The 20,723-nt window shown below is 33.5% G+C and carries 25 protein-coding genes and 1 riboswitch; of the genes, 4 read left to right on the top strand and 21 right to left on the bottom strand.

Annotated features, from left to right (window positions below):
* Positions 1-283: 283 nt before the first annotated feature.
* The 8 genes from LKE46_RS03845 to LKE46_RS03810 form a co-directional block, all read right to left on the bottom strand.
* On the bottom strand, positions 284-619 hold the full coding sequence (locus tag LKE46_RS03845; RefSeq protein ID WP_291718590.1) for a winged helix-turn-helix transcriptional regulator: 336 nt from the start codon (positions 617-619) through the stop codon (positions 284-286).
* Positions 620-714: 95 nt separating this feature from the next.
* Positions 715-1,191: a DUF1648 domain-containing protein gene (locus tag LKE46_RS03840; RefSeq protein WP_291718588.1), complete on the bottom strand. Its 477-nt coding sequence runs from the start codon at positions 1,189-1,191 to the stop codon at positions 715-717.
* 50 nt (positions 1,192-1,241) lie between these two features.
* The gene (locus tag LKE46_RS03835) at positions 1,242-1,703 is read right to left on the bottom strand and encodes a GNAT family N-acetyltransferase (protein ID WP_291718586.1); all 462 of its coding nucleotides are present in this window, start codon (positions 1,701-1,703) and stop codon (positions 1,242-1,244) included.
* Complete coding sequence (locus LKE46_RS03830) at positions 1,700-2,248, bottom strand: CDP-alcohol phosphatidyltransferase family protein (RefSeq protein ID WP_291718584.1); 549 nt, start codon at positions 2,246-2,248, stop codon at positions 1,700-1,702. The genes LKE46_RS03835 and LKE46_RS03830 overlap by 4 nt, the downstream gene beginning before the upstream one ends.
* A 95-nt stretch (positions 2,249-2,343) precedes the next feature.
* Positions 2,344-2,586, bottom strand: coding sequence for a hypothetical protein (locus LKE46_RS03825; protein WP_291718582.1), 243 nt, complete (start codon positions 2,584-2,586; stop codon positions 2,344-2,346).
* 47 nt (positions 2,587-2,633) lie between these two features.
* Complete coding sequence (locus LKE46_RS03820) at positions 2,634-3,131, bottom strand: DUF4825 domain-containing protein (protein ID WP_291718580.1); 498 nt, start codon at positions 3,129-3,131, stop codon at positions 2,634-2,636.
* Between the two features lie 170 nt (positions 3,132-3,301).
* Positions 3,302-3,413: riboswitch (SAM riboswitch) on the top strand.
* A 217-nt stretch (positions 3,414-3,630) separates the two neighbouring features.
* Positions 3,631-4,089, bottom strand: coding sequence for a hypothetical protein (locus tag LKE46_RS03815; RefSeq protein WP_291718578.1), 459 nt, complete (start codon positions 4,087-4,089; stop codon positions 3,631-3,633).
* Complete coding sequence (locus tag LKE46_RS03810) at positions 4,034-4,186, bottom strand: hypothetical protein (RefSeq protein ID WP_291718576.1); 153 nt, start codon at positions 4,184-4,186, stop codon at positions 4,034-4,036. Before LKE46_RS03810 ends, LKE46_RS03815 begins: the two co-directional genes overlap by 56 nt.
* A gap of 525 nt (positions 4,187-4,711) precedes the next feature.
* Between LKE46_RS03810 and LKE46_RS03805 the strand changes: the two genes are divergently transcribed.
* Complete coding sequence (locus LKE46_RS03805) at positions 4,712-6,094, top strand: amino acid permease (protein WP_291718575.1); 1,383 nt, start codon at positions 4,712-4,714, stop codon at positions 6,092-6,094.
* Positions 6,095-6,151: 57 nt separating this feature from the next.
* Here LKE46_RS03805 and LKE46_RS03800 read toward each other — a convergent pair whose 3' ends face one another.
* Positions 6,152-7,843 carry an acyl-CoA dehydrogenase family protein gene (locus LKE46_RS03800; RefSeq protein WP_291718574.1) on the bottom strand — a complete coding sequence of 564 codons (1,692 nt, stop codon included), beginning with the start codon at positions 7,841-7,843 and terminating at the stop codon, positions 6,152-6,154.
* 95 nt (positions 7,844-7,938) lie between these two features.
* Positions 7,939-9,627, bottom strand: a complete 1,689-nt coding sequence (locus LKE46_RS03795) for a MutS-related protein (protein ID WP_291718573.1) — start codon at positions 9,625-9,627, stop codon at positions 7,939-7,941.
* Between the two features lie 174 nt (positions 9,628-9,801).
* Between LKE46_RS03795 and LKE46_RS03790 the strand changes: the two genes are divergently transcribed.
* A complete protein-coding gene (locus LKE46_RS03790) occupies positions 9,802-11,046 on the top strand; it encodes a DUF4434 domain-containing protein (RefSeq protein WP_291718572.1) in 1,245 nt (414 codons plus the stop codon).
* A gap of 115 nt (positions 11,047-11,161) precedes the next feature.
* Here the strand turns inward: LKE46_RS03790 and LKE46_RS03785 are convergent, their stop codons facing one another.
* Both LKE46_RS03785 and LKE46_RS03780 read right to left on the bottom strand, forming a co-directional pair.
* Positions 11,162-11,800 carry a hypothetical protein gene (locus LKE46_RS03785; RefSeq protein ID WP_291718570.1) on the bottom strand — a complete coding sequence of 213 codons (639 nt, stop codon included), beginning with the start codon at positions 11,798-11,800 and terminating at the stop codon, positions 11,162-11,164.
* A complete protein-coding gene (locus tag LKE46_RS03780; protein WP_291718568.1) occupies positions 11,797-12,300 on the bottom strand; it encodes a flavodoxin family protein in 504 nt (167 codons plus the stop codon). Before LKE46_RS03780 ends, LKE46_RS03785 begins: the two co-directional genes overlap by 4 nt.
* A gap of 125 nt (positions 12,301-12,425) precedes the next feature.
* Between LKE46_RS03780 and LKE46_RS03775 the strand changes: the two genes are divergently transcribed.
* Positions 12,426-12,716, top strand: a complete 291-nt coding sequence (locus LKE46_RS03775) for a hypothetical protein (RefSeq protein WP_291718566.1) — start codon at positions 12,426-12,428, stop codon at positions 12,714-12,716.
* A 6-nt stretch (positions 12,717-12,722) separates the two neighbouring features.
* Here the strand turns inward: LKE46_RS03775 and LKE46_RS03770 are convergent, their stop codons facing one another.
* The 6 genes from LKE46_RS03770 to LKE46_RS03745 all read right to left on the bottom strand — a co-directional run bounded on the left by LKE46_RS03770 (position 12,723) and on the right by LKE46_RS03745 (position 16,921).
* Complete coding sequence (locus LKE46_RS03770) at positions 12,723-13,445, bottom strand: serine/threonine protein kinase (RefSeq protein ID WP_291718564.1); 723 nt, start codon at positions 13,443-13,445, stop codon at positions 12,723-12,725.
* Positions 13,442-13,624: a hypothetical protein gene (locus tag LKE46_RS03765; protein ID WP_291718562.1), complete on the bottom strand. Its 183-nt coding sequence runs from the start codon at positions 13,622-13,624 to the stop codon at positions 13,442-13,444. Before LKE46_RS03765 ends, LKE46_RS03770 begins: the two co-directional genes overlap by 4 nt.
* 85 nt (positions 13,625-13,709) lie before the next feature.
* The gene (locus LKE46_RS03760; RefSeq protein ID WP_291718560.1) at positions 13,710-14,411 is read right to left on the bottom strand and encodes a flavodoxin family protein; all 702 of its coding nucleotides are present in this window, start codon (positions 14,409-14,411) and stop codon (positions 13,710-13,712) included.
* 48 nt (positions 14,412-14,459) lie between these two features.
* A complete protein-coding gene (locus LKE46_RS03755; RefSeq protein WP_291718558.1) occupies positions 14,460-14,975 on the bottom strand; it encodes a phosphatase PAP2 family protein in 516 nt (171 codons plus the stop codon).
* Positions 14,976-15,057: 82 nt separating this feature from the next.
* Positions 15,058-16,257: an Acg family FMN-binding oxidoreductase gene (locus tag LKE46_RS03750; protein WP_291718555.1), complete on the bottom strand. Its 1,200-nt coding sequence runs from the start codon at positions 16,255-16,257 to the stop codon at positions 15,058-15,060.
* The gene (locus LKE46_RS03745) at positions 16,250-16,921 is read right to left on the bottom strand and encodes a TetR/AcrR family transcriptional regulator (RefSeq protein ID WP_291718553.1); all 672 of its coding nucleotides are present in this window, start codon (positions 16,919-16,921) and stop codon (positions 16,250-16,252) included. Before LKE46_RS03745 ends, LKE46_RS03750 begins: the two co-directional genes overlap by 8 nt.
* Before the next feature lie 155 nt (positions 16,922-17,076).
* Here LKE46_RS03745 and LKE46_RS03740 point away from each other — a divergent pair, with 155 nt between their 5' ends.
* Positions 17,077-18,219 (top strand): aldo/keto reductase, encoded by a 1,143-nt coding sequence (locus tag LKE46_RS03740; protein WP_291718551.1) that lies wholly within the window; start codon positions 17,077-17,079, stop codon positions 18,217-18,219.
* Between the two features lie 3 nt (positions 18,220-18,222).
* Here LKE46_RS03740 and LKE46_RS03735 read toward each other — a convergent pair whose 3' ends face one another.
* From LKE46_RS03735 to LKE46_RS03725, 3 genes are all read right to left on the bottom strand, one after another.
* Complete coding sequence (locus LKE46_RS03735) at positions 18,223-19,113, bottom strand: DMT family transporter (RefSeq protein WP_291718549.1); 891 nt, start codon at positions 19,111-19,113, stop codon at positions 18,223-18,225.
* A 174-nt stretch (positions 19,114-19,287) separates the two neighbouring features.
* Positions 19,288-19,770 carry a DUF6803 family protein gene (locus LKE46_RS03730; RefSeq protein ID WP_291718547.1) on the bottom strand — a complete coding sequence of 161 codons (483 nt, stop codon included), beginning with the start codon at positions 19,768-19,770 and terminating at the stop codon, positions 19,288-19,290.
* Positions 19,771-19,850: 80 nt separating this feature from the next.
* Positions 19,851-20,714 carry a YitT family protein gene (locus LKE46_RS03725; protein ID WP_291718546.1) on the bottom strand — a complete coding sequence of 288 codons (864 nt, stop codon included), beginning with the start codon at positions 20,712-20,714 and terminating at the stop codon, positions 19,851-19,853.
* Positions 20,715-20,723: the final 9 nt, after the last annotated feature.

The raw sequence follows: 20,723 nt of genomic DNA, 5'->3' as shown, positions 1-20,723 counted from the left end.
TATAAGGTCAACACACCTACCCTCATCCAAATAAAAAAATAAAGCATTCATTGACTTTCATATTATCAACAAATACTTTTACTATTTTTATAATTCAAAATCCAGCATATTTTCTAAGCCCTCTAATATCAAATCCAAAGCAAATTCAGCTACAACAACAGCATGTATTGTTGTCGTATCAAAAATCGGAATACTAACATCCTGTTGTTTTATGAATAAAGGTATTTCCGTACAACCTAATATTACTCCTTTCGCTAATTCACATCCCCTTCGTCAATTGAATTCAATGATTCACCGTATTATATTCTTTTCCCCACTTACATATGGATTTTACAATAGGAATAAGACTTTCTCCCTTTTTACTAAGTGAATATTCTACTTTAGGTGGAATTTGTGAGTATTGTTTCCTTGATATGACACCCTCACTCTGCAGCTCTTTAAGCTGTGAACTTAACATCTTATGTGTAATTCCACCGATATTTCTTTTCAAAACACCATATCTCACAGTTTCCATGCATGCAAGAACATAAATGATTTTGAGTTTCCATTTTCCTCCTATGACAGATAGCGTATATTCGAATGGTTCTTTGTTTCCCAAATAACATAATTTCTGCGGCATACTATTACTCTCCTTTACGATAGTATATCACAAAAAACCACATACCATCCTAAAGATGCAGTATTGGGGGAGAATATAGCTAAACTGCTTGAGATTTAAACATTTATCCACTTTTCTTTTCCTAGTTGAAATATAAAAAATGCCATCGCTCCAAATATCAAAATTAGAACAACCGGTAAGAATAAGAATGATAAATTTTCCCCGGTGGTTGAGTGTATCGTTAAATATGAAAATACCAGGACAAATAACAATTTTATAGTACCTATCATGGTTTTTAAAATTCTATATACTTTTTCCGTGTTTTGCTCCGTTGCTTGTATTCCCGTATTCCATATTTGCGGAAATTTTTCTACAACGGATAATCCAATAAACATAATCCATTCAACCGCCAAAAGCACAATCAGGGAATTTTTATCTGTTATTTTATCAACCTCACCAGCACCATTATAATGTCCTGGTATTTCAGCTGGTATTGTTTCCCATGAAATAATCAAGAAAATAACTGTTCCTACCAGACACAGTAAACTTAAAAAATTAACGACAATGTCGTATTTATTCTTTTTAATCTTCATTTACATCTCCTTGTAAAATAAATTTCAATTTCTTTCATTATTAAGAATTACTAACTCAGGACTAGCCTCATATATATAACATCATCCATTGGATTATCATAATATGCTGGAATTTCTCGGAAGCCAAATTTTTTGTATAAATAAATGGCTCTCTTTAATGGTCTTATTGTATCTAAAACTATTTCTTCAAATCCATCTTTAGAAGCTAATTCAATTATATCTTTTATTAGTTTCTGACCAATTTTCAATTTTCTATATTCCGGTTTTACATATAATCTTTTCATTTCACAGCGTTTATCAGTATGCTTGTAAAATGCAACACAGCCAACTACATTTCCTTTATCAGAAATAGCTGCCAAAATTTCTCCATTAGGCTTTGTATATTTGCTTTTCAAATCATTTAATTCCTCTGTCAGGTGTTGAAAAGTCAAGTCCCTATTAAGTGATTTTGTATATTCGATAATTAAATCTTTTATTTGTGTCAGATATATTCTTCCATCAACTATTTTCATATTCCCCTTCCCTTCAAAACTGAAAATATACATTTAATATCTCTATGTAATTTTTTAGAAACAGCGTTGATAATTAATTCTTCCAGCGCTGAAATGCTTGCAATACAGCAAGCTAAAACAGTTGTTGTATACAATCCTAATCCAATATACATAAATGGTGAGCAAAATAAAATCATTCCTGTCAGCTTATTGGCATAAGTATGTAAAAAGGCAAGCTGCTTATAACGCATAAAACCAATACCCAACGATGTCAAGCGAATAACCGCAATAATAATTACCCAATATATGATTAATAAAGGAAACTTAAAATTAAGCACAAATATGAACAACAATACTATAACCATGAAAAAATCTGCAATACTATCAAGGATTTGCCCCTTTTTACTTACCAGATTCATTTTTCGTGCAATAATTCCATCTAAAACATCACTGATACCACATATAAAATATATAATAAAGAACAATCCTGAAAATGGTTCTATAAACACTAAAACCACTGTTCCTAATACTCTCATTAGTGTAATTAAGTTGGGAATGTGCTTCATTATTTTTCACCTTCATACAGATTTTCTAACTTGATACTATATGTCCTTAACTGCTTTTTGCTTAATACTTTTAGACTAATAATCCCACCTTAAAATTATAAACTTTTATCTTCTTGATTTTTTAAATATATAGCAAGAAATCCAAATATGAGTACACCAGAAACTATTATATTTTCAATAAATTCACTTATATTTTTTGCAAATGGTGTATTGATAAATACAGCACATAGTGAAGTACCTACTATGAATAGATTATATATTTTCTTACTTTCAACAAATCTTATAAAAAAATAAATTGCAAGTATCATAAACATTACTATGCCGATTACTTCTTTCATAATCTCCACCCTCCCATACAATTCTCCATCTACAACACCATGAACTATTAGCTATTTAAAAATTTCTTAATTGAAATATCATCTGTGAATAATTTTTTCAAATTGATACCATATTTTTCTTCTAAATTTTTTCTATTATATTTATAAGATTTTTCATTTATATTTTCTACATTAAATTCTACAAAATCAGCATTTTGTATAAGAAAAAATAATACTGCTGCATTTTTCTCTAAAAAATTATTATAATCCTTTTCCTTCAAATCTTGGATTGCTTTATAATTTATAGTTATTCCATAGGGCTTTTTACTGGTTTGCAGACTAAATCCTGTATTATAAGCATTAGCAGGTAACCTTGATATTATATTACCTACAGAGCTATTATCGCCTACATATGAGTCTTTGTATTTAATCAAATCATAGGTTTTAGCTTGTGATTTAGCTTCTGGACTTTGATTGGATATTTTGAAAGAGTTAATTCTGAAACTTATTAAACCTAATAATAAAATTATTATTATAGTTATTGATATTTTAAGTTTATTTCCCATATATCCTGTTACCTCCTATTCTATAACACAACAATCTTACTGCTGTAAATTAATTTATAAATAAATTATATCATATTGGCCACTGCTATAATAATTTATGCCCTGCCAAATTGCTTTTTAAGTATTGACATTATAAAATAATTATTATATAATCAGTTCATAAACAAAATAACTTATCAAGAGAGGTAGAGGGACTGGCCCGATGAAACCCGACAACCAGCATTTTTCATTAGAATGCAGTGGTGTCAATTCCTGCAGGATATTATTCCTGACAGATAAGGATATTAGTAATAATACTTTTATTGGTACGGGTATTTAGTGCTATTTCCTTATATGGAGATAGCACTTTTTAATTTGCAATTTATTTAGTTTTAAGTTTGCTGTTGTTTTTTGATAAAAAAAGATGGCAAAGTATCTGCCAATACTTTGCCATTACAAGTAAGAAACCCCTTTAATTTCTTAAATCAATAATCATATTTCAAAACCACATTATGTTTCATTAACAACAACAGCAAACCGGTGTATTATTCATACACATTACTGCAGTGTAGCCGCATTCCATCATTTTCATCATACAGTCACAGCATTTTTGGATCATGTTGCACATCATTTCATCTCCACTAGTCCATGTAATCATCATACCGTCCATGGTCATTTCGCATTTGCACATTCCCATCATCATATTGCATTCCATCATTTTCATTCCGTTCATCATCATGCATACGCTTGTCATTCCGCCATTTAACATAGAGCACAGGTTCTGCATCATTGCAGCCGCAGTTTCATCTTTAGTCATGCACATCATTTTCATTCCATTTTCGCATTTTTCCATCTTCATGGTTGCACGTGGGATCATCATCATGTTCATCTGATTCATAGGCATCGACATATCCATACCCATATTATTGTTCATCATCATTCTCTTTCCCATCATCATGTTCATTTTTGTCATTTCCATTTTTTATTCCTCCTACAAATTTAATTTGTTTGAAGTATAAATAGTTCTTACCTCTGGTATATCCAGTCAGCTTACCCGTTATACTTTCACTTTCCATTTTACTTTCCAGTACAATTCACGACTAGTTTATTTCAATCACTATAGAATTATACTGTTTATTATATTTTCATAATCACAAGTATAACTTTACCTCTGGCACATCCAGTAAGTTTATCTCTAGTTTTTCTAGTCAATAACATCATACTCTTTATATCGTTAGGCCTCTAGTTTTTCTAGTCAGCCGTTTTAATTCAAGCGCAAAAACTGCAGCAATATTCATATTTATAAGAAAATACAAATACTACTACAGTCAACAAACAATTCACAACAACACATACAGCAACTACAATTATTTTCTTTTTCCATATACATTTTTTCCATTAACATATATTTATACCTCCACATAAAATAATTATAGCATCCTTATTACAATATAATTTTATTAGATTATTTTGTTAATGTCAAGTATAAATAAAATACAGATTGAAATATTTACACTTGTACATATTAATAATATAATTGTGTAGTAAAGCATCATAACTTTATCATTTTAAATCACTACATAATCAGAAGGGGATTAAACATGAACTTATTTAGGAAAAAAAGTATAGATGATTTTAAAACTTCCATTAAAAAAAGTCATCTTAAAAAGGAATTGAACTACATTGATCTCGCATGCCTCGGTATTGGTTCGGTAGTCGGTACGGGTGTTTTTGTTTCTACCGGACAAGGTGCCAAGCTGGCCGGTCCCGCAGTCATAATATCATTTATAGTTGCCGCTGTGACATGTGCTCTCTGTGCACTCACCTATTCGGAACTTGCAACCATGTTTCCTGTTGCAGGAAGTACCTACTCTTATTGTTACGTGGCATTTGGTGAAATCATTGCCTGGATTATTGGATGGAATCTAATGCTTGAATATCTCGTTTCAGGATCAGCAGTTGCCTCAGGATGGTCAAGTACCTTCGTGGATCTTTTGAAATCAGGTGGTGTCAATTTACCGGAACAACTGACACATTCTCCATTTTCAGGCGGCATTGTGGATCTACCGTCAATGTTAATTGTAGCCATAATAACGTGGATATTATACATAGGTGTAACACAAAGTAGTAAAATAAATACAATAATAGTATTTATAAAAATATTTGTAATACTGGTCTTTATATTCATTGGTGTGACACATATAAATCCTGTAAACTATCATCCTTTTGCCCCTTATGGCATAAATGGAATAATGTCGGGTGCTGCAATTATATTTTTTGCTTTTATAGGATTTGATTCTATATCCACTGCAGCAGAGGAAACATCAAATCCATATAGAGATGTGCCAATCGGACTGGCTATATGCCTGGGACTTACAATCATACTGTACATAGCTGTAGCATGTGTACTTACAGGAATGGTTCCGTTTAAATACATAGATGTAAACAATGCTCTACCAGGAGCATTAGCAAAAATAGGCATCAACTGGGGTTCCGCATTGGTCGGTACGGGTGCCGTCATAGGAATGATTTCCACTATCCTCGTAATACTATACGGGCAGGTCAGAATATTTATGGTGATGGCAAGAGACGGACTGCTTCCCAAAGTCTTTTCCAGTATAAATGAAAGCCACAGAACTCCAGGTATTTGTACTATAGTGACAGGATGTATAACGGCTCTCATATGTGGTTTCTTCCCGCTTAATATAATAATAGAGCTTTGCAATATTGGTACGCTGTCGGCATTTTTGTTCGTATCTGCCGGTATCATTGTCCTGAGAAAAACAATGCCTGATATACAGAGAAAATTCAGGTGTCCCGGTGTACCATTTACTCCAATACTTACAATATTGTTCTGTATATATCTTATGATAAGTCTGCCATCAGTTACCTGGATAAGATTTCTGATCTGGACAGGTGCAGGCCTTGCCATTTATTTTCTGTATGGAATGAAAAACAGCCTCCTGAATAAAGAGAACAATTGAAATAATCAAAATAGCTGCATGAATATAATCATACAGCTATTTTGGGCAGCAGATATTTTATAATCCTTTATCCGTCAAAGCTTTGGTAAGGAGAGGCACAATTTCATACAAATCACCTACAATGCCATAATCCGCCTGGGCAAATATCGGGGCGTTTTCATCAATGTTGATGGCAGCAATTATACCTGCATCACGAATACCACCCAGATGCTGAATCTGGCCGGATATACCTACAGCAATGTATAATGACCCCTTGAATTTCTGACCGGATATACCTACAAAACGATCAAGCGGCATCCATTTGTTCTGCTCTGCAACAGGTCTTGAGCACCCGACTGCCGCTCCCATGGTTTCAGCCAATTTTTGTATTATAGGCAGATCCTCCTTTGAAGCAAATCCCCGTCCTGCACTGCAAACTATATCAGCACTGCTTATACTTCCATCTACAGTTGAATCCGATTTAACCTTGATATTTTCATTTTGAAGATATTTCAGGAATTCAGCTACTCTTTCTTCTGGCGATCCTTCTTTTATAACAACCTTTTTGCGGTCTCCGGTTATAGCCTTCGGACCTGTCTTGGCTGCTTTTTCAGGCTGCTTTTTCTTGGGTCTTCCTATAATAAAGTTTGAAACAACCAATTTTTGAATTTCATTCGTACCTTCATATATCGTACATATTTTAGCATCACGATACATACGTTCAACGTCAAATCCTTTTATGTATCCTGATCCTCCGAATATCTGTACAGCATCATTGACAACCTCAAGACAAATATCCGAAGCATATAATTTCGCCATGGCAGATTCTTTTCCATATGATGTATGTTCCTCTTTTAATTCAGCTGCACTGTACACCATAAACCTTGCTGCACGGATTTTGGTTGCCATATCCGCAAGCTTGAATGCAACAGCCTGTTGTCTCGCAATAGGTTTTCCAAATTGAATTCTCCTTTTAGCATAATCAAGTGCCTTCTCATAAGCTCCCTGTGCAATTCCAAGCGCCTGGGCCGCAATACCAATTCGTCCGCCTTCCAAGGTCTGCATGGCAATTTTAAAACCTTCTCCTTCTTTCCCAAGAAGGTTTTCCTTTGGAACTTCTACATTGTGAAAAAGCAATTCTGCAGTAGCAGAAGATCTGATTCCCATCTTGTTATAATGTGTTCCAAAAGTGAATCCTTTCCAGCCTTTCTCAACTATAAATGCACTGATTCCCTTTGTACCTATTCCGGGAGTTGTAACTGCAAATATAACATAAGTATCTGCATAGCCACCATTTGTTATGAAAACTTTTGAACCGTTAAGAACATAGTGGTCACCTTCAAGAACAGCTGTAGTCTCGGTTCCACCGGCATCACTTCCGGCATTGTCTTCAGTCAGACCAAAAGCGGCAATTTTCTTCCCGGAGGCCAGTGGTACAAGATATTTTTCTTTTTGAGCTTCTGTCCCAAACTCCATAATCGGCCATGACCCCAGGGAAACATGTGCAGATAAAATAACACCCACACCTGCATCTATTCGTGATAATTCCTCCACAGCAATAGCATAACTCAGCACATCCTTACCTGCACCGCCATATTTTGCCGGATATGGAATCCCCATAAGAGACAATCGTCCCATTTCTTCTACAATTTTTTCTGGAAACATATTTTCTTCATCAAGCTGGAAAGCAATAGGCTGTATCTTCGTCTCAGCAAATTCCCTCACAGTATTTTTAATTGCATTCTGTTCATCGTTTAACTTAAAATTCATTGAAATCATCTCCCCTCATAAGTTAATTATACAGTATCTTCTTTTCTATTTAAACCCAATATGATTAATTTAAATTAATTATCTTTTAATAAATCTTATTCCACTTTCCATATGCCGCTTTTCAAAAAATCTTCAGCTTTTTTCTGTGCTCTATCTACTATATCATCTTTATATCCCAAAATACTTAAAAGCTTTATGGCATTTTGAGTCATGGATCTTCCTCTGTAAATTTTGTAGTCAAACAATATTTTATTGTCCACGATATTTTCCTGAAAATGATAATTTTCAAAATAATTCTCGAGTATATAAGTCAATTCCACATCATGAGTTGCAGCTACACATATACAATTTTCCAAGGTGATATACTTAAGCAGCTGTGATGAAGCTGCTATTCTTTCAACGGTGTTTGTCCCCCTAAGTATTTCATCTACAAAACAAATAGTCGGCAGTGATTCATCTATATTGTCTATAATTCTTTTTAATGATTTGGTTTCCACTACATAGTAACTCTCCCTACTCAATACATCATCCCTCAAAGCCATTGATGTGTAGATTTTTACATAAAAGCCCTCAAAATAACTGGCGGTACATGTACATATAGTCTGTGCAAATATTATATTTAAAGCTACAGTCTTCAAAAAAGTAGATTTGCCTGATGCATTGGAACCTGTAATCAAAATAGAATCTGCAATTTTCAAAGAATTAGGTATTGCTTTTTCTATAAGTGGATGAACTGCCTCTTTAATTATAATGTTTTGATTTTGTTTATTATTGCACATATGTAGTTTGGGGATAGCATAGTTTTTTATTCTAACTCTGTATGCAGCAATTGCTATGCAGCTGTCTATATTTCCAATTACAGAATGAATGGTTTTGAATTCATCGCTCTCTCTCATAAGTATAGAACTCATTTTTTCATAATTTATTAAATCAGTTAAAAACAATATATTTTTGTATTCCACTAACATTGCAACATCTGTGCCATCGTTGAATAAATTAAAATAGAATTTCCTGATTTGTTTTACTGAATCAGTAGCTTTTTTGAGCTTAGTGACACATTGCCCCAATTCTTCCACCTGCGCTTTCAATATTGAATTGGAGCACTTTACCATATTGATTATGTAGGCAAAATCTCTAAGCTTATAATCCAATTTCCTTTTAAAAAAATAATGAATTGCTAAATTTATAAAACAGCATGTAATTACACAGAATATTCCAAGATATACATTTACAAAGATCAGTGCAATTGAAACAATAGGCAGAAGCCTAAATAATCTAAACATATGCAGAAAAGAACGCCTGGGTTCATAACTATTATCATTATAAAAATAGTTGGTTATGGAAATTCCTCTCTTCCTTCCGAGTTTACCAAGTATATACTGTATATTTTCCCTCTTGTCAGGATTTTCTATGAAATATTGTATAATTTTATTTCTATATTTGAAATTTTCATCATTATATATGGGTTTTCTTAATATGAGATAGAGTACTTCCTCTCCAGGTGTACTAAATGTAGTATCTATATCCTTAAATATTTCATCCATCCCCAGGTCATTCCATGTAATTTCATCAATAAAAAAACTATCCTTTTTATAAAGCCTCATATTTTTAAAATATCCAGATATATCATTGATTTCTTCTTTATTATACTTTTTATCCGATCTTTTGCCCCACTGTTCTTCTATTTTTCGTCTTATTTCACCATTATTTCTTAAGTTTGATATAATTGAAATAACAGCAAGTATTATAAATACTATTATCAAATATACTATAATTGCAAACAACAGTCCATCTCCTCATTTATTTTTCATACATCCGGATTTAAAGGTTATCTATTAGTTAAATTATACCATAAATACATTGATTTAAAGTTAAATTGTGTTCTATAACATCAATAAAAGTAATATTTATATTGTAGAAGATATAAATTAATTGAAAGGTTATCCGAAGGGCATGATATGTTTAATAAATTTCTCAATGCATTAATAAATAAACATTTTCCACAAGCATCCGGTACATTTATTCAGCCGGACATGGTACTGGACTGGGATGATTCAAAGTGGCAGAAGGAGCTTTCATATTTAAAGGAAGTCAGAATGAAATACATTGTCATAAATACTTTTATCGTCCAGAATAAAAGTATTAGAAGAGTATACAAGACTTCAATAAAAGATGAATCTGAAACGGGTTCCCTTGATACAGTGGATATATGTCTAAGAAACTGTGAAAAATCTGGATTTAAAGTATTCCTTGGAATCAATTATAATACCATGTGGTGGAAAATAGGACCCAGGAAACCCACCTGGCTGTATAAACAAATGAGAAAGGATAATTTTGCAATTCAGGAATTATACGAAAAATACCATAAAAAATATAAAAATGCCTTCTTTGGCTGGTACTGGGTGTATGAAGTTGATAATCTCAATTTTAAAAAGCGGAATGATTTTAAGATACTGGCCAATGCTGTCAATATAAACTTGAATTATATGGGAAAAAGTAATACAAGACTGCCCGTTATGATATCACCTTTTATGAACTCAAAATATTCATCTCCAGAAACTTATGCCGACAACTGGAGATATTTTTTCAAACTGTGCAATTTTAAAGAAGGAGACATCTTCTGTCCCCAGGATTCCATAGGAGGAGGTGGTCTGAATATATCAGAATTGAGAGAATGGTTTAAACATCTTAATAAAGCTGTAAGATCAACAAAGGAACTCTTATTCTGGGCTAATGTTGAAACCTTTGATCATAATAACTGGTGCAGTGCACCCATGAAGAGATTCATAAGACAGATGAGAATTGAAAATCCCTTTGTAGACAATATAATTACCTTTTCCTATAGCCACTACTACAGCCCGAATAATATAAAAAACGGTTTCCATAGAGCCTATAAAACATACATATACCAGCATAAAATTTATGACGGACGTCCTGAAACACCAAAGTGGTTTAAAATCGGCAAAGTAAATAACAACACTTTGATTCAATGGGAAATATCCAGAAATGCAGCAGGCTACAAATTGTATTGCAACGGGGAGGAAATTTACTCTTCCACAGTCCAAAGAAACTACGGCGGCAATAAAAAGCAGCCCTGGGGAGAATTTATATACAAGAATGCTCCATTAAAATCAAAATATGAAATAAGAACTATTGATTTTTGGGGAAACATGTCAAGAAAAATTACAGCAAAATTACAATAATCTTAATTTATAGCTGCAGTAACCTTTTTTCACTACTCAAGAACTTTTTCCAACTTTATCTGCAATCATTTTTTGAAGTATCATATCTTGTAGTTCCCCTGCCACTCATTTAGCTTTATTTTTTCAGGAACAAATATCGTGTACTTAACCCATTTGCCCTGATTAACCTTCTCCACCCCATTTCAGCAGCAAGTTTGTACAAAAATCTTGGAAAATTTGCTGTAATAAATATACTTTCTTCTGAAGTACATTTCAATATATTATCTGCAAGCTGCTTAAATGCTTTCTCCAGGTTCTTTTTAGGTCCATGTCCAATTTGGACATTTTTTAACGATATAAGCATTCCACCTGCCCCGATTCCAATCCCCTGTCCCCATTTAAGCCCTGATTTCATGCACCAATTCTCCATTATTTCAATTGCCAGCTTATTTTGATGGCCCTCGTAAAATCCACAATTCACCAGGCAATAAACTGTAATTTCTTTTTCCCCTATAGATGCAAAGAACATTTCCAGCTGAACAAGACAGCTTAACAAATGAGATGGAATTCCATCTACATATAGAGGAAAAACAAATACAAGAATATTACAGTCAGCTAATTTTTTCATTTCTTTAACAGCCAATTGTCCTTTGTTAAAGTGATATTCAGAAATTATACTGTTGCTGCAATCTAAAAGTGGCCTCAAATCCTGTAATATACAACCAGAGGCACTATTTTCAATTTTGGGACTTCCATTAATAAGAGCTATTTTCATAATATCTGTCCTTTCATTTCATTAATGTCATGAATAAATGTAACTTCATTTGCACTGCAAGCCAGATTAATGGAGTTTGCCCTCACCAGCTTTTGTGCGGTACATTTTTCTTTTTCCGTTATATCTTCACCATAAAACCATACCTTCATATCCATATGGTTGTTATAGCGCCTTCTATGATGCATTTCTCCATTCTTCACCACAAAATACGGGTGCAGATATGAAATACTCCGGTCCAGCACATTTTTCACAAATGGACTATATCCACCATAACAGCACTTGCTTATAATGATAAAATTTTTACATTTTGAAAGATATTCTCCCATATCACTATACTTATCACGTATCACACACTTTGCTGGTGTCTTTACCCAGCATCCAAAACATCCTATGCAGTGATGTATCATATCATCATTTGAAACAACTTTTACTTCATCTGATAATTTAAAAAATATTTTTTCAAACTCATTAACTTTCAAATCATGTATCAATAATTTCATTTTACTACCCCAATCACAATATAAATATATACTAAAATATAGTGAAATAAATACTTTAAGTCAATATTCAAAGTATGATATAATAGATATAAAATTAATATGTCTATGTTTGCGGAGGAACCATTTTGGTTGAGAATGAAAATATAATTAAAAAACTGGAACAATACCTTGAATATTTTAAAGACAAGAATATAAGCATAAGTATAGAGGGCGAATCAAGCAGATTATTATCCTATGACAATCCTGTATTTTATAAAGACGATACTAGTATTATAGTGGATTCGGTAAAGAAAGATAATAAATTTGAGGTGGAATTATCTTCTATAAAAAATTGCACCAAAGACGTCTGTGGAGGACTGCAGGCTGTATTGATAATATTAAATGATAACACATATATACAGATTTATAATAAATAATTGTTTTTAGCTCATTGAGTACAGTTTTAAGAATTCTTCCTTTATACCATAAATACTTTTGTATCCCCCATTCAAATCAAATAATTTTTTCAGGAAATTTATCTGACGGTGTGACAATTCCAATTCTTCATACCAGGGTTTTTTTATTCTCGACTTTTTTACAAAAGAAGAATAGTATAAATAAAGAAGTAAATGCCCAAAATATGAGAAATCATCATAAAATTTATATTTTATATTATCAACGTGTCTTGCAAGCCCAAAATCTACAAGACTTATTCTATTCTTATCTATAATTACATTGGGTATTCTTATATCCCTGTGCACAATATTCCTTTCGTGAAGATACTGCATTATATTTATTATTTCAATTCCTATTTTATAAATCTCTCTTTGGTTAAACTTATACATATCATTAAATATCATATCTTCCAGAGTTTTTCCCTTCTTATATTCCATAATATAGGCATAGGTTCTACCATTTTTTATTATATCAAATATTTTGGGAATTGAAGGATGATTTATTGAGGCAAGTATCTCCTTTTCGAGCAGGATCTTGTACTCTTGCCTTTTCATTATTTTAGGTTTTATTTCTTTAAGTACATACTGTCTTCCATTCAATTCAACCAGATAACATATTCCAAACCGTCCTTCTCCTAAAAACTTTACAATTACATACCCACCATAAAAAGAACCTGGTGGGCATATCTTTTTCTTAAAAAACGAAATCATGACCGTGAACTTCTGTAGTACCTTCTACGTCTTCTTGTGGAATCATCAGAATAGGACCTAGAAAATGAGGCAAAGCCACTCAAAAGCCGTCTTAAAAATCCTTCTCGTTTGTAATAATTGCTGCCTTTCTTATAATCTCCATAGCGCCGTCTATCCGATGATCTTGAAAAAAAGCCCATAATATCATCCTCCAAACCTTATACATGTATTTGTATACTATAAATCAATAATACCATAATAACAACACTTCATCAATTTACCATATCATTTCCATGGACGTTTATTTCCCAGCCATCCTTGATTTTGCCAGTATTCTTTATCAACAGGATTGATAGTAAATTTTTTCTGCACAAAACGCATTATATAAAAGAGAATTTTTACTTTCGTACTCGGTTTTACATTATTGGATTTACGTAGAATTTTGGCAGACAGCTTTGCTACATCTTTTTTAATTCCGGCCTTTTTCTTTTCACTTACTCCCTGCCAATTTACAGCTGCAACTGCTTTACCATAGGTAAATATCCTGCCCACACCCCAAAATGTCAGACTATCCACTATATCTTTATTGGTCGATTTTATACCCCCTCCGGCAGCCGTTGAAACAACCAGAGCAATTTTGGAAAACATAGTTTTATTGGGACGGTGCACCATCCATTGAAAGCCAAAATGATCGAGCAGTGCTTTCATCTGTCCACTTGCATGAAAAACATATACGGGACTCGCAAAAATCATGAGATCCGATTTTTCAATTGCTTCCCTTATTAGATTAACCTGACTGTAATGGGGACATGATTTTTCACTTATGGTGAAACATGAGCTGCATCCACAACAGAAATCAGACATATCTTTAGGAAGAAAAAATTCTATAACTTCACTTGTTTCCGGTTTTAATTCTTCCAAAAATAGTCGTGAAATATTATAGGTACTTCCCCGATGTTCCGTGCCGTACACTGCCACAATTTTCATAAAATTCTCCTTAATCAATAATATTGTAATATCATTTTAAACCTGATACTACAAGAATGCAAGAATGACCCTTGATACTACCGTTCCTATTATAATACCCCCTATAATATCAGTAGGATAATGAACATATAGGTATATTCTTGAAATGGATATAAAAAATGCCAGGCTCATGAAAATCAGTCCATACTCTGCAAAATATTCGGAAAGAACTCCTGCTGCAGCAAAAGATGATAAAGTATGCCCGGAAGGGAAAGAATAGGTTATTGGTTTTGCAATTATCAACTTGATATTGTTGGACACATTAAAAGGTCTGGAACGTTTTATCAAATTTTTCAGCACTCCCTCTCCAATAATTGTACTTATTATCAAGGTTATCAGTACAACTTTTCCCTCATATCTATACTGCCTGTTCATTAATAGATAACTGGATATGGCAATCCAGACAGCTCCCGCATTTCCCAGCTTTGTCATCATCCGCATAAATACATCCATATATTTGTTTTTTAAATATTTGCTTATAAAAAGCATTATGCACATATCAAATTCATGCATCAATACCATCATTATCTTAACCTCCAACATAATGAATTCCCTTTAAATCATTGTATCATTTAAAAATTCAATATGCGTTAAAACAATGTAAAATTTATTTCGCTATAATAAGATCCATCACATCCCTTCTCATGCTTTGAGGAACTTCTTTTGACGGTTTACCCAAGCGCACAAGCATCTGTATGGTATATCCATCCGGAGCATAGCTTTGATGAATACTTTTATATGGCTCTTTCATTTCAGGATATTCCTCTAGTACCTGACTGAGCGGCTGCATGACAAGTCCAATTCCATGAGCTTCCAGTATTAATTTGCTGTAAAGCATGCCACTTTTTACCTGGCTCAAACGGCTGTTGTCTTTTGTAATAATCATTGCATAAGCGGGCGTATTATCAACAGATACACGGGTAGACTTGATAAAATTATCCGATGCAGCTTTTCCAGTATTCATCCCCGGGAAAATAGTAACCACCCCCTGAACAAGGTGCTTCATAATTCCAGAAGTTCCCTGACCTTCAACAGAAAAGCCATAGCGATATTTGTTTTTCTGGTATTCATTGGGACGAAATATAATTTGTGATTCTTTCATTGCATCAGTTACACCTGCTTCGATGACTGCTCCCCTCATTACATAATTACTTAATTTTTCAACATTTTTCTTATCTTGAAAAACTTTTACCGACATTTCATTATTGCCATTGATTCTTTCCAAATGATCTACTTGTTCAGGGGACAACTTGGCGGACAAATATGCCAGCCTGTTAGTATCAGGTAAAAACATGAATTTATACAAAGAATTATTTATAGGATTTGTTTTTGTCAATGTGATTTTTGCAACCGGTTTGTTTGCCATGCTTTTCAATAATTCCTTTTCATCATAACCGCCTTCAGGGAATAAATCTATTGTAGTTCTGTATCCCAGCTCATCTCCTGCCACACTGACATACTCCAGGAATGTTCCCTGTGTAATCATCATTTGCCGAGCAAGAGGGTCCACTGCACTCGTCAATCTTTCATTATCAGCATATAAATAAAATATCCTGTCGTTATTTTTGTCCAGCCTGATTTTCCACGGCTGCATATTATGCCCATTTGAGGATAACAGTCCATGAGCCACAAGACGTATCCTGGGATCATCAAATTTCTGGGAATAGGTCTTTTGCCACGGCTCCAAGTATTTTGGCTTTTCAAAAATTCCACTTACCAAAAATAAGGAAGCAAAGGCACCAACAAGTATTATTCCAAAACAGGAAAATATAATAGTTATCATTTTTTTAACCTTCTTTCTATCCATTGACAATTCCTCCATTTGCAGTTTTTATTGACCTCATAATAAGCTCAAAGGCGAATGATATTAACTCTTCAGGTTTTGTCCCATGATAATTTTCAATATAGTTCTTCTTTTTATTTGCAGTATTGTATACCCCCAGCATACAAGCCCACAAGACAAGAGCTGTTTTTACAACATCCAGATCACTGAGGATGGATTTTTCCAAAATACCCTTTTTCAATGTTCCTGTCAAATATCCCAGTATTTTTTCCCCAAGAGCATAACATTCTTCTCGTGATTGGTCTGGAATCCCCTTTTGAAAGTCCATTTCACCATTTTCATATTCCATAATTGCATCAAAATATTCTGGATAATCATTACTAAATTTATATATTATAAGAGCCATCCTTTTAATTTCTCCAATTGCATTACATTTCTCTCCTTCCTTTAATTTCTTCTGAAGCATATCAATCAATAACTTATATCCTCTTGTCATAACTTCAAAATAAATCTGCTCTTTGCTATTAAAATACACATACACTGTTCTCTTACTGAACTCAGCCTCTTTGGCCACATCATCCATGGTAGTATTGTCATATCCTTTTGCAAAAAAAATTCTCTCGGCTGCTTCAATAATATCTTTTCTGCGAATCTCCTTTTCTTTCTCCCTGCGCTCATTGATTCCCAATAATATACACCTCTCTTGATTTACTTGAGTGTTGTAAAGTAAACTATTAGTTTACTTGATTTTATACTACTTTTTTTACACTGTCAATAGTATTGACTTAAGCAATATTTACCGGTTAGAATTATACATGATGAATAAATTAAAGGAGGAATATAATGCTGTATAGAAAATTCGGCAACACAAATGAAATGGTTTCAATTCTAGGCTTTGGATGTATGAGGCTTCCTCTACTGTCCGGAGGAAACCCGAGCAAAATAGATGAAGAAAAATCAAAAGAGCTTATCCGCTATGCAATTGATCATGGAGTAAATTATATAGATACTGCGTATCCTTATCACGGCACAGGTATGAACAAAGGAGGTCAAAGTGAGCCTTTCGTCGCAAAAGTATTAAAGGATGGTTATAGGGAAAAAATAAACCTGGCCACCAAGCTTCCCAGCTGGCTTATAAAGACAAGGGAGGACATGGATAAATATTTAAATGAGCAGCTGGAAAGATTGGAAACAGACCACATAGATTTTTATCTTGTACACAATATAAACAGCAAAGTGTGGTCCACACTAAAAAAGGCCGGAATTAATGAATTTCTGGATCAAGCATTAAAAGACGGGAAAATAAGCTATGCAGGATTTTCATTTCATGATAAATTGAATCTCTTCAAAGAAGTAATAGATCATTACAACTGGTCTTTCTGTCAGATACAATACAATTATCTGGATGAAAATTTCCAGGCCGGGACGGAAGGCCTAAGGTATGCGTCTCAAAAGGGACTTGGAATCACAATCATGGAACCTTTAAGGGGAGGTAATCTTGTCAATAGCCTGCCTGAAAAAGCCAAAATGATTTTTAATAAATCGGATATAAAAAGGACTCCGGCAGAATGGGCGTTGAGATGGGTCTGGAATCATCCCGAGGTATCAGTAGTCTTAAGCGGCATGAATGAAATGGATCAAATTAAAGAGAATATAAATTCAGCAAATGAAGCCTGTCCAAATTCATTGACAAAACAAGAACTTGATATAGTTGATAAAGTCAAAACCATATTTATGAAAAAAATCAAAGTAAATTGCACTGGCTGCGAATACTGCATGCCATGCCCCAACGGAGTCTGTATTCCCAGGTGCTTTACTTTTTACAACAACTATAATATGTTCGGCAAAAAAGAAGATTATGATCGATTTCTTTTGCAACGAGAAAAAGCATCAAACTGTATAGAATGCGGAATCTGTGAAAGTCATTGTCCACAAAATATATCAATTCGCAGGGAATTGAAAAATGTTATAAAAATATTTGAATAGAATTTACTCATATTGGGAATACAAATACACTCCACCAATGACCACTATACCTCCTATAATCTGCAAAACACCCGGAACCTCTCCATAAATAAGAACTGCTAAAGCAGAAGCAAATACCGGCTCCAATAATTTAGTGGAAGATACAAAAGAAGGGCTTAAATATTTGAGACACCAGCTGAATACACTATGTCCTAATAATGTACAGGAAATTCCAAGCAAAAGTCCAAGAATAATTTCCTTGATTCCGTATCCATAAATTGCTGTATCAGTGAAAAAGTCGAATAACAAAAGTGTCACAAGACATGCACTATAGGTTATAAATGTATATACAGTTGTACTAATATGATCCCTCTGTTTTTTCCCGATCAATGTATACACTGCAACCATAACAGCCCCCAACAATGCCAGGCAATCTCCATACAATACATTTTTACCGCCGCTGCAATCATTCATGGCAATTACAACACTGCCTGCAAAAGTAATTGCCATTGCAAGTATTCCCTTTTTATTTATTTTACCCTTAAATATAACTACAAATCCAATAGCAGCAAAAATAACCTCTGTACTTACCAATATTGTTGAACTGGCAACTGATGTAAATTTCAGGGACTCAAACCATACCGAAAAATGAATTGCAAGGAAAAATCCACTCAGTATGTTCCAAAGCACATCATTTTTTTCTAACTTCGAGATTTCACCTCGAAATTTTGTTACTACTATCGGAAGCAGGATGAAAACCGTCCAGCCCAGACGGTAGGTTGCTATTACCAGACTTGGAGCCTCTGAATATTTTATAAATATAGATGAAAATGATACTCCAAACACACCAAACAGCAAAAGTATCTTGGGATTAACTACAGTCAATTGTTTTTCCATAATTTTTCTCTCTTCCATTTAAATCTTCTCATTTTTAAATCTTCTTGTGTAATCAGATTAAATACAAAAAATATATAATTATTATAACACCTACAACATCCTCAATAAAAGTTTTTGACATAAATAAAAGGCCATTGGCAGTTCAAGCTGCTTATGACCTTTTATTTTAACTTTTCATTTATTTCCTATATATTAGTGCATACCCGGCATGGTACCTATAATTTCAGGATTTACCATTCCAAATATCATTGCAACATGTGCAACTATTAAAAATCCTCCTACAAGGATAAAATGGATTTTCAGTTTTTCTTCACTGGTCCTGTTTCTATATATTATACCCAATTCCATAAGTGCTATTGGCAGCAGGAAGACTACTCCACTTAAATAAAATCCTACTGCAACCACATCAACCCAAGTGTGCCATCCACCCCCGCTTGTAAGCGGTACAACTGCATTTATAAATAAATAGATGAATATTCCTGTAAAATAGAAACCATCAAAAATTCCCACAATTTTATTTAGGGTTCTTATTCCACCTGATTCAACCCTATTGTATATTATGAAAAATTCTGTAATAGTAAGAGCTTCCGCACATATTACAGGCACAGCCATAAATATAATCAAATTCCAGGGCTGGTTGTCCATCAGCAGTGACATATAGTGTGTCATATTCATAATTATTAACCTCCAACAATTTTAAGTATTAATTACAGTAGGATTTTATCAAAAAGATATGGAGATATTATGAAGGTAACTTAATTTTCCGGGCTGCTTTTTCTACTTATGTTAAATCCCTGTCCCAGCACTTCATGGGTGTTACTTATTATTACAAATGCACCTGGATCAATACTTTTTATCAATTCCTCAAATTTATTTAATTCTGATTGACTCATAACAACCATTAGTATCATACGTTTTTCTTCGGTATATCCTCCAAAACCTGAAATCTTTGTAACTCCTCTATTTAAATTCTTCAATACTGCAATTCTTATATCTTCTATTCTGTCGGAAACTACAAAAGCCATTTTTGATGCTGTAAATCCCAATTGTATCAAATCAATGGACCTGCTGGTTATAAACAATGCTATTATGGCATATAGTGCCCTGTCTGCACCGAATACAAATCCTGCAGCAACTACTACAATGCCATCTATTATTCCTTGAGAATTTCCCATACTTATTCCCGTATATTTATTGACAATGCTGGCTATTATGGAAGTACCCCCGGTAGAGCCATTGCTTTTAAATACAAGTCCAAGCCCTATTCCAGAAAGCAGTCCTCCAAATATAGTTCCCAAAAGTGGATTCAAGGTTACATAATGCATATTTCTTGTAAAAAATATACATAACGGCAAAATCAATGATCCAAATACACTCCTTGCAGTGAACTTTTTACCCATTATAAATAGTCCCAAAAAAAGTATTGGAATATTTCCACTCCATTGTACAATTGCAGGTTCTATATTGAATAATCTTTGTGTCAGCAAAGATATTCCCACAATTCCACCACCAGCTATCTGATTGGGTTTTAAAAACAAATTGAACCCCAATGCCACTATTATACATCCAATCAGCATTCTCATATACTGAACTAAATAATGATACTTACTATTGGCCATTTCAATAAC

The organism is Clostridium sp. (genome assembly GCF_022482905.1).
Lineage (GTDB): Bacteria > Bacillota > Clostridia > Clostridiales > Clostridiaceae > Clostridium_B.
The sequence above is the reverse complement of the archived record's forward strand: the minus strand, read 5'-3'. Positions and strand labels throughout refer to the sequence as shown.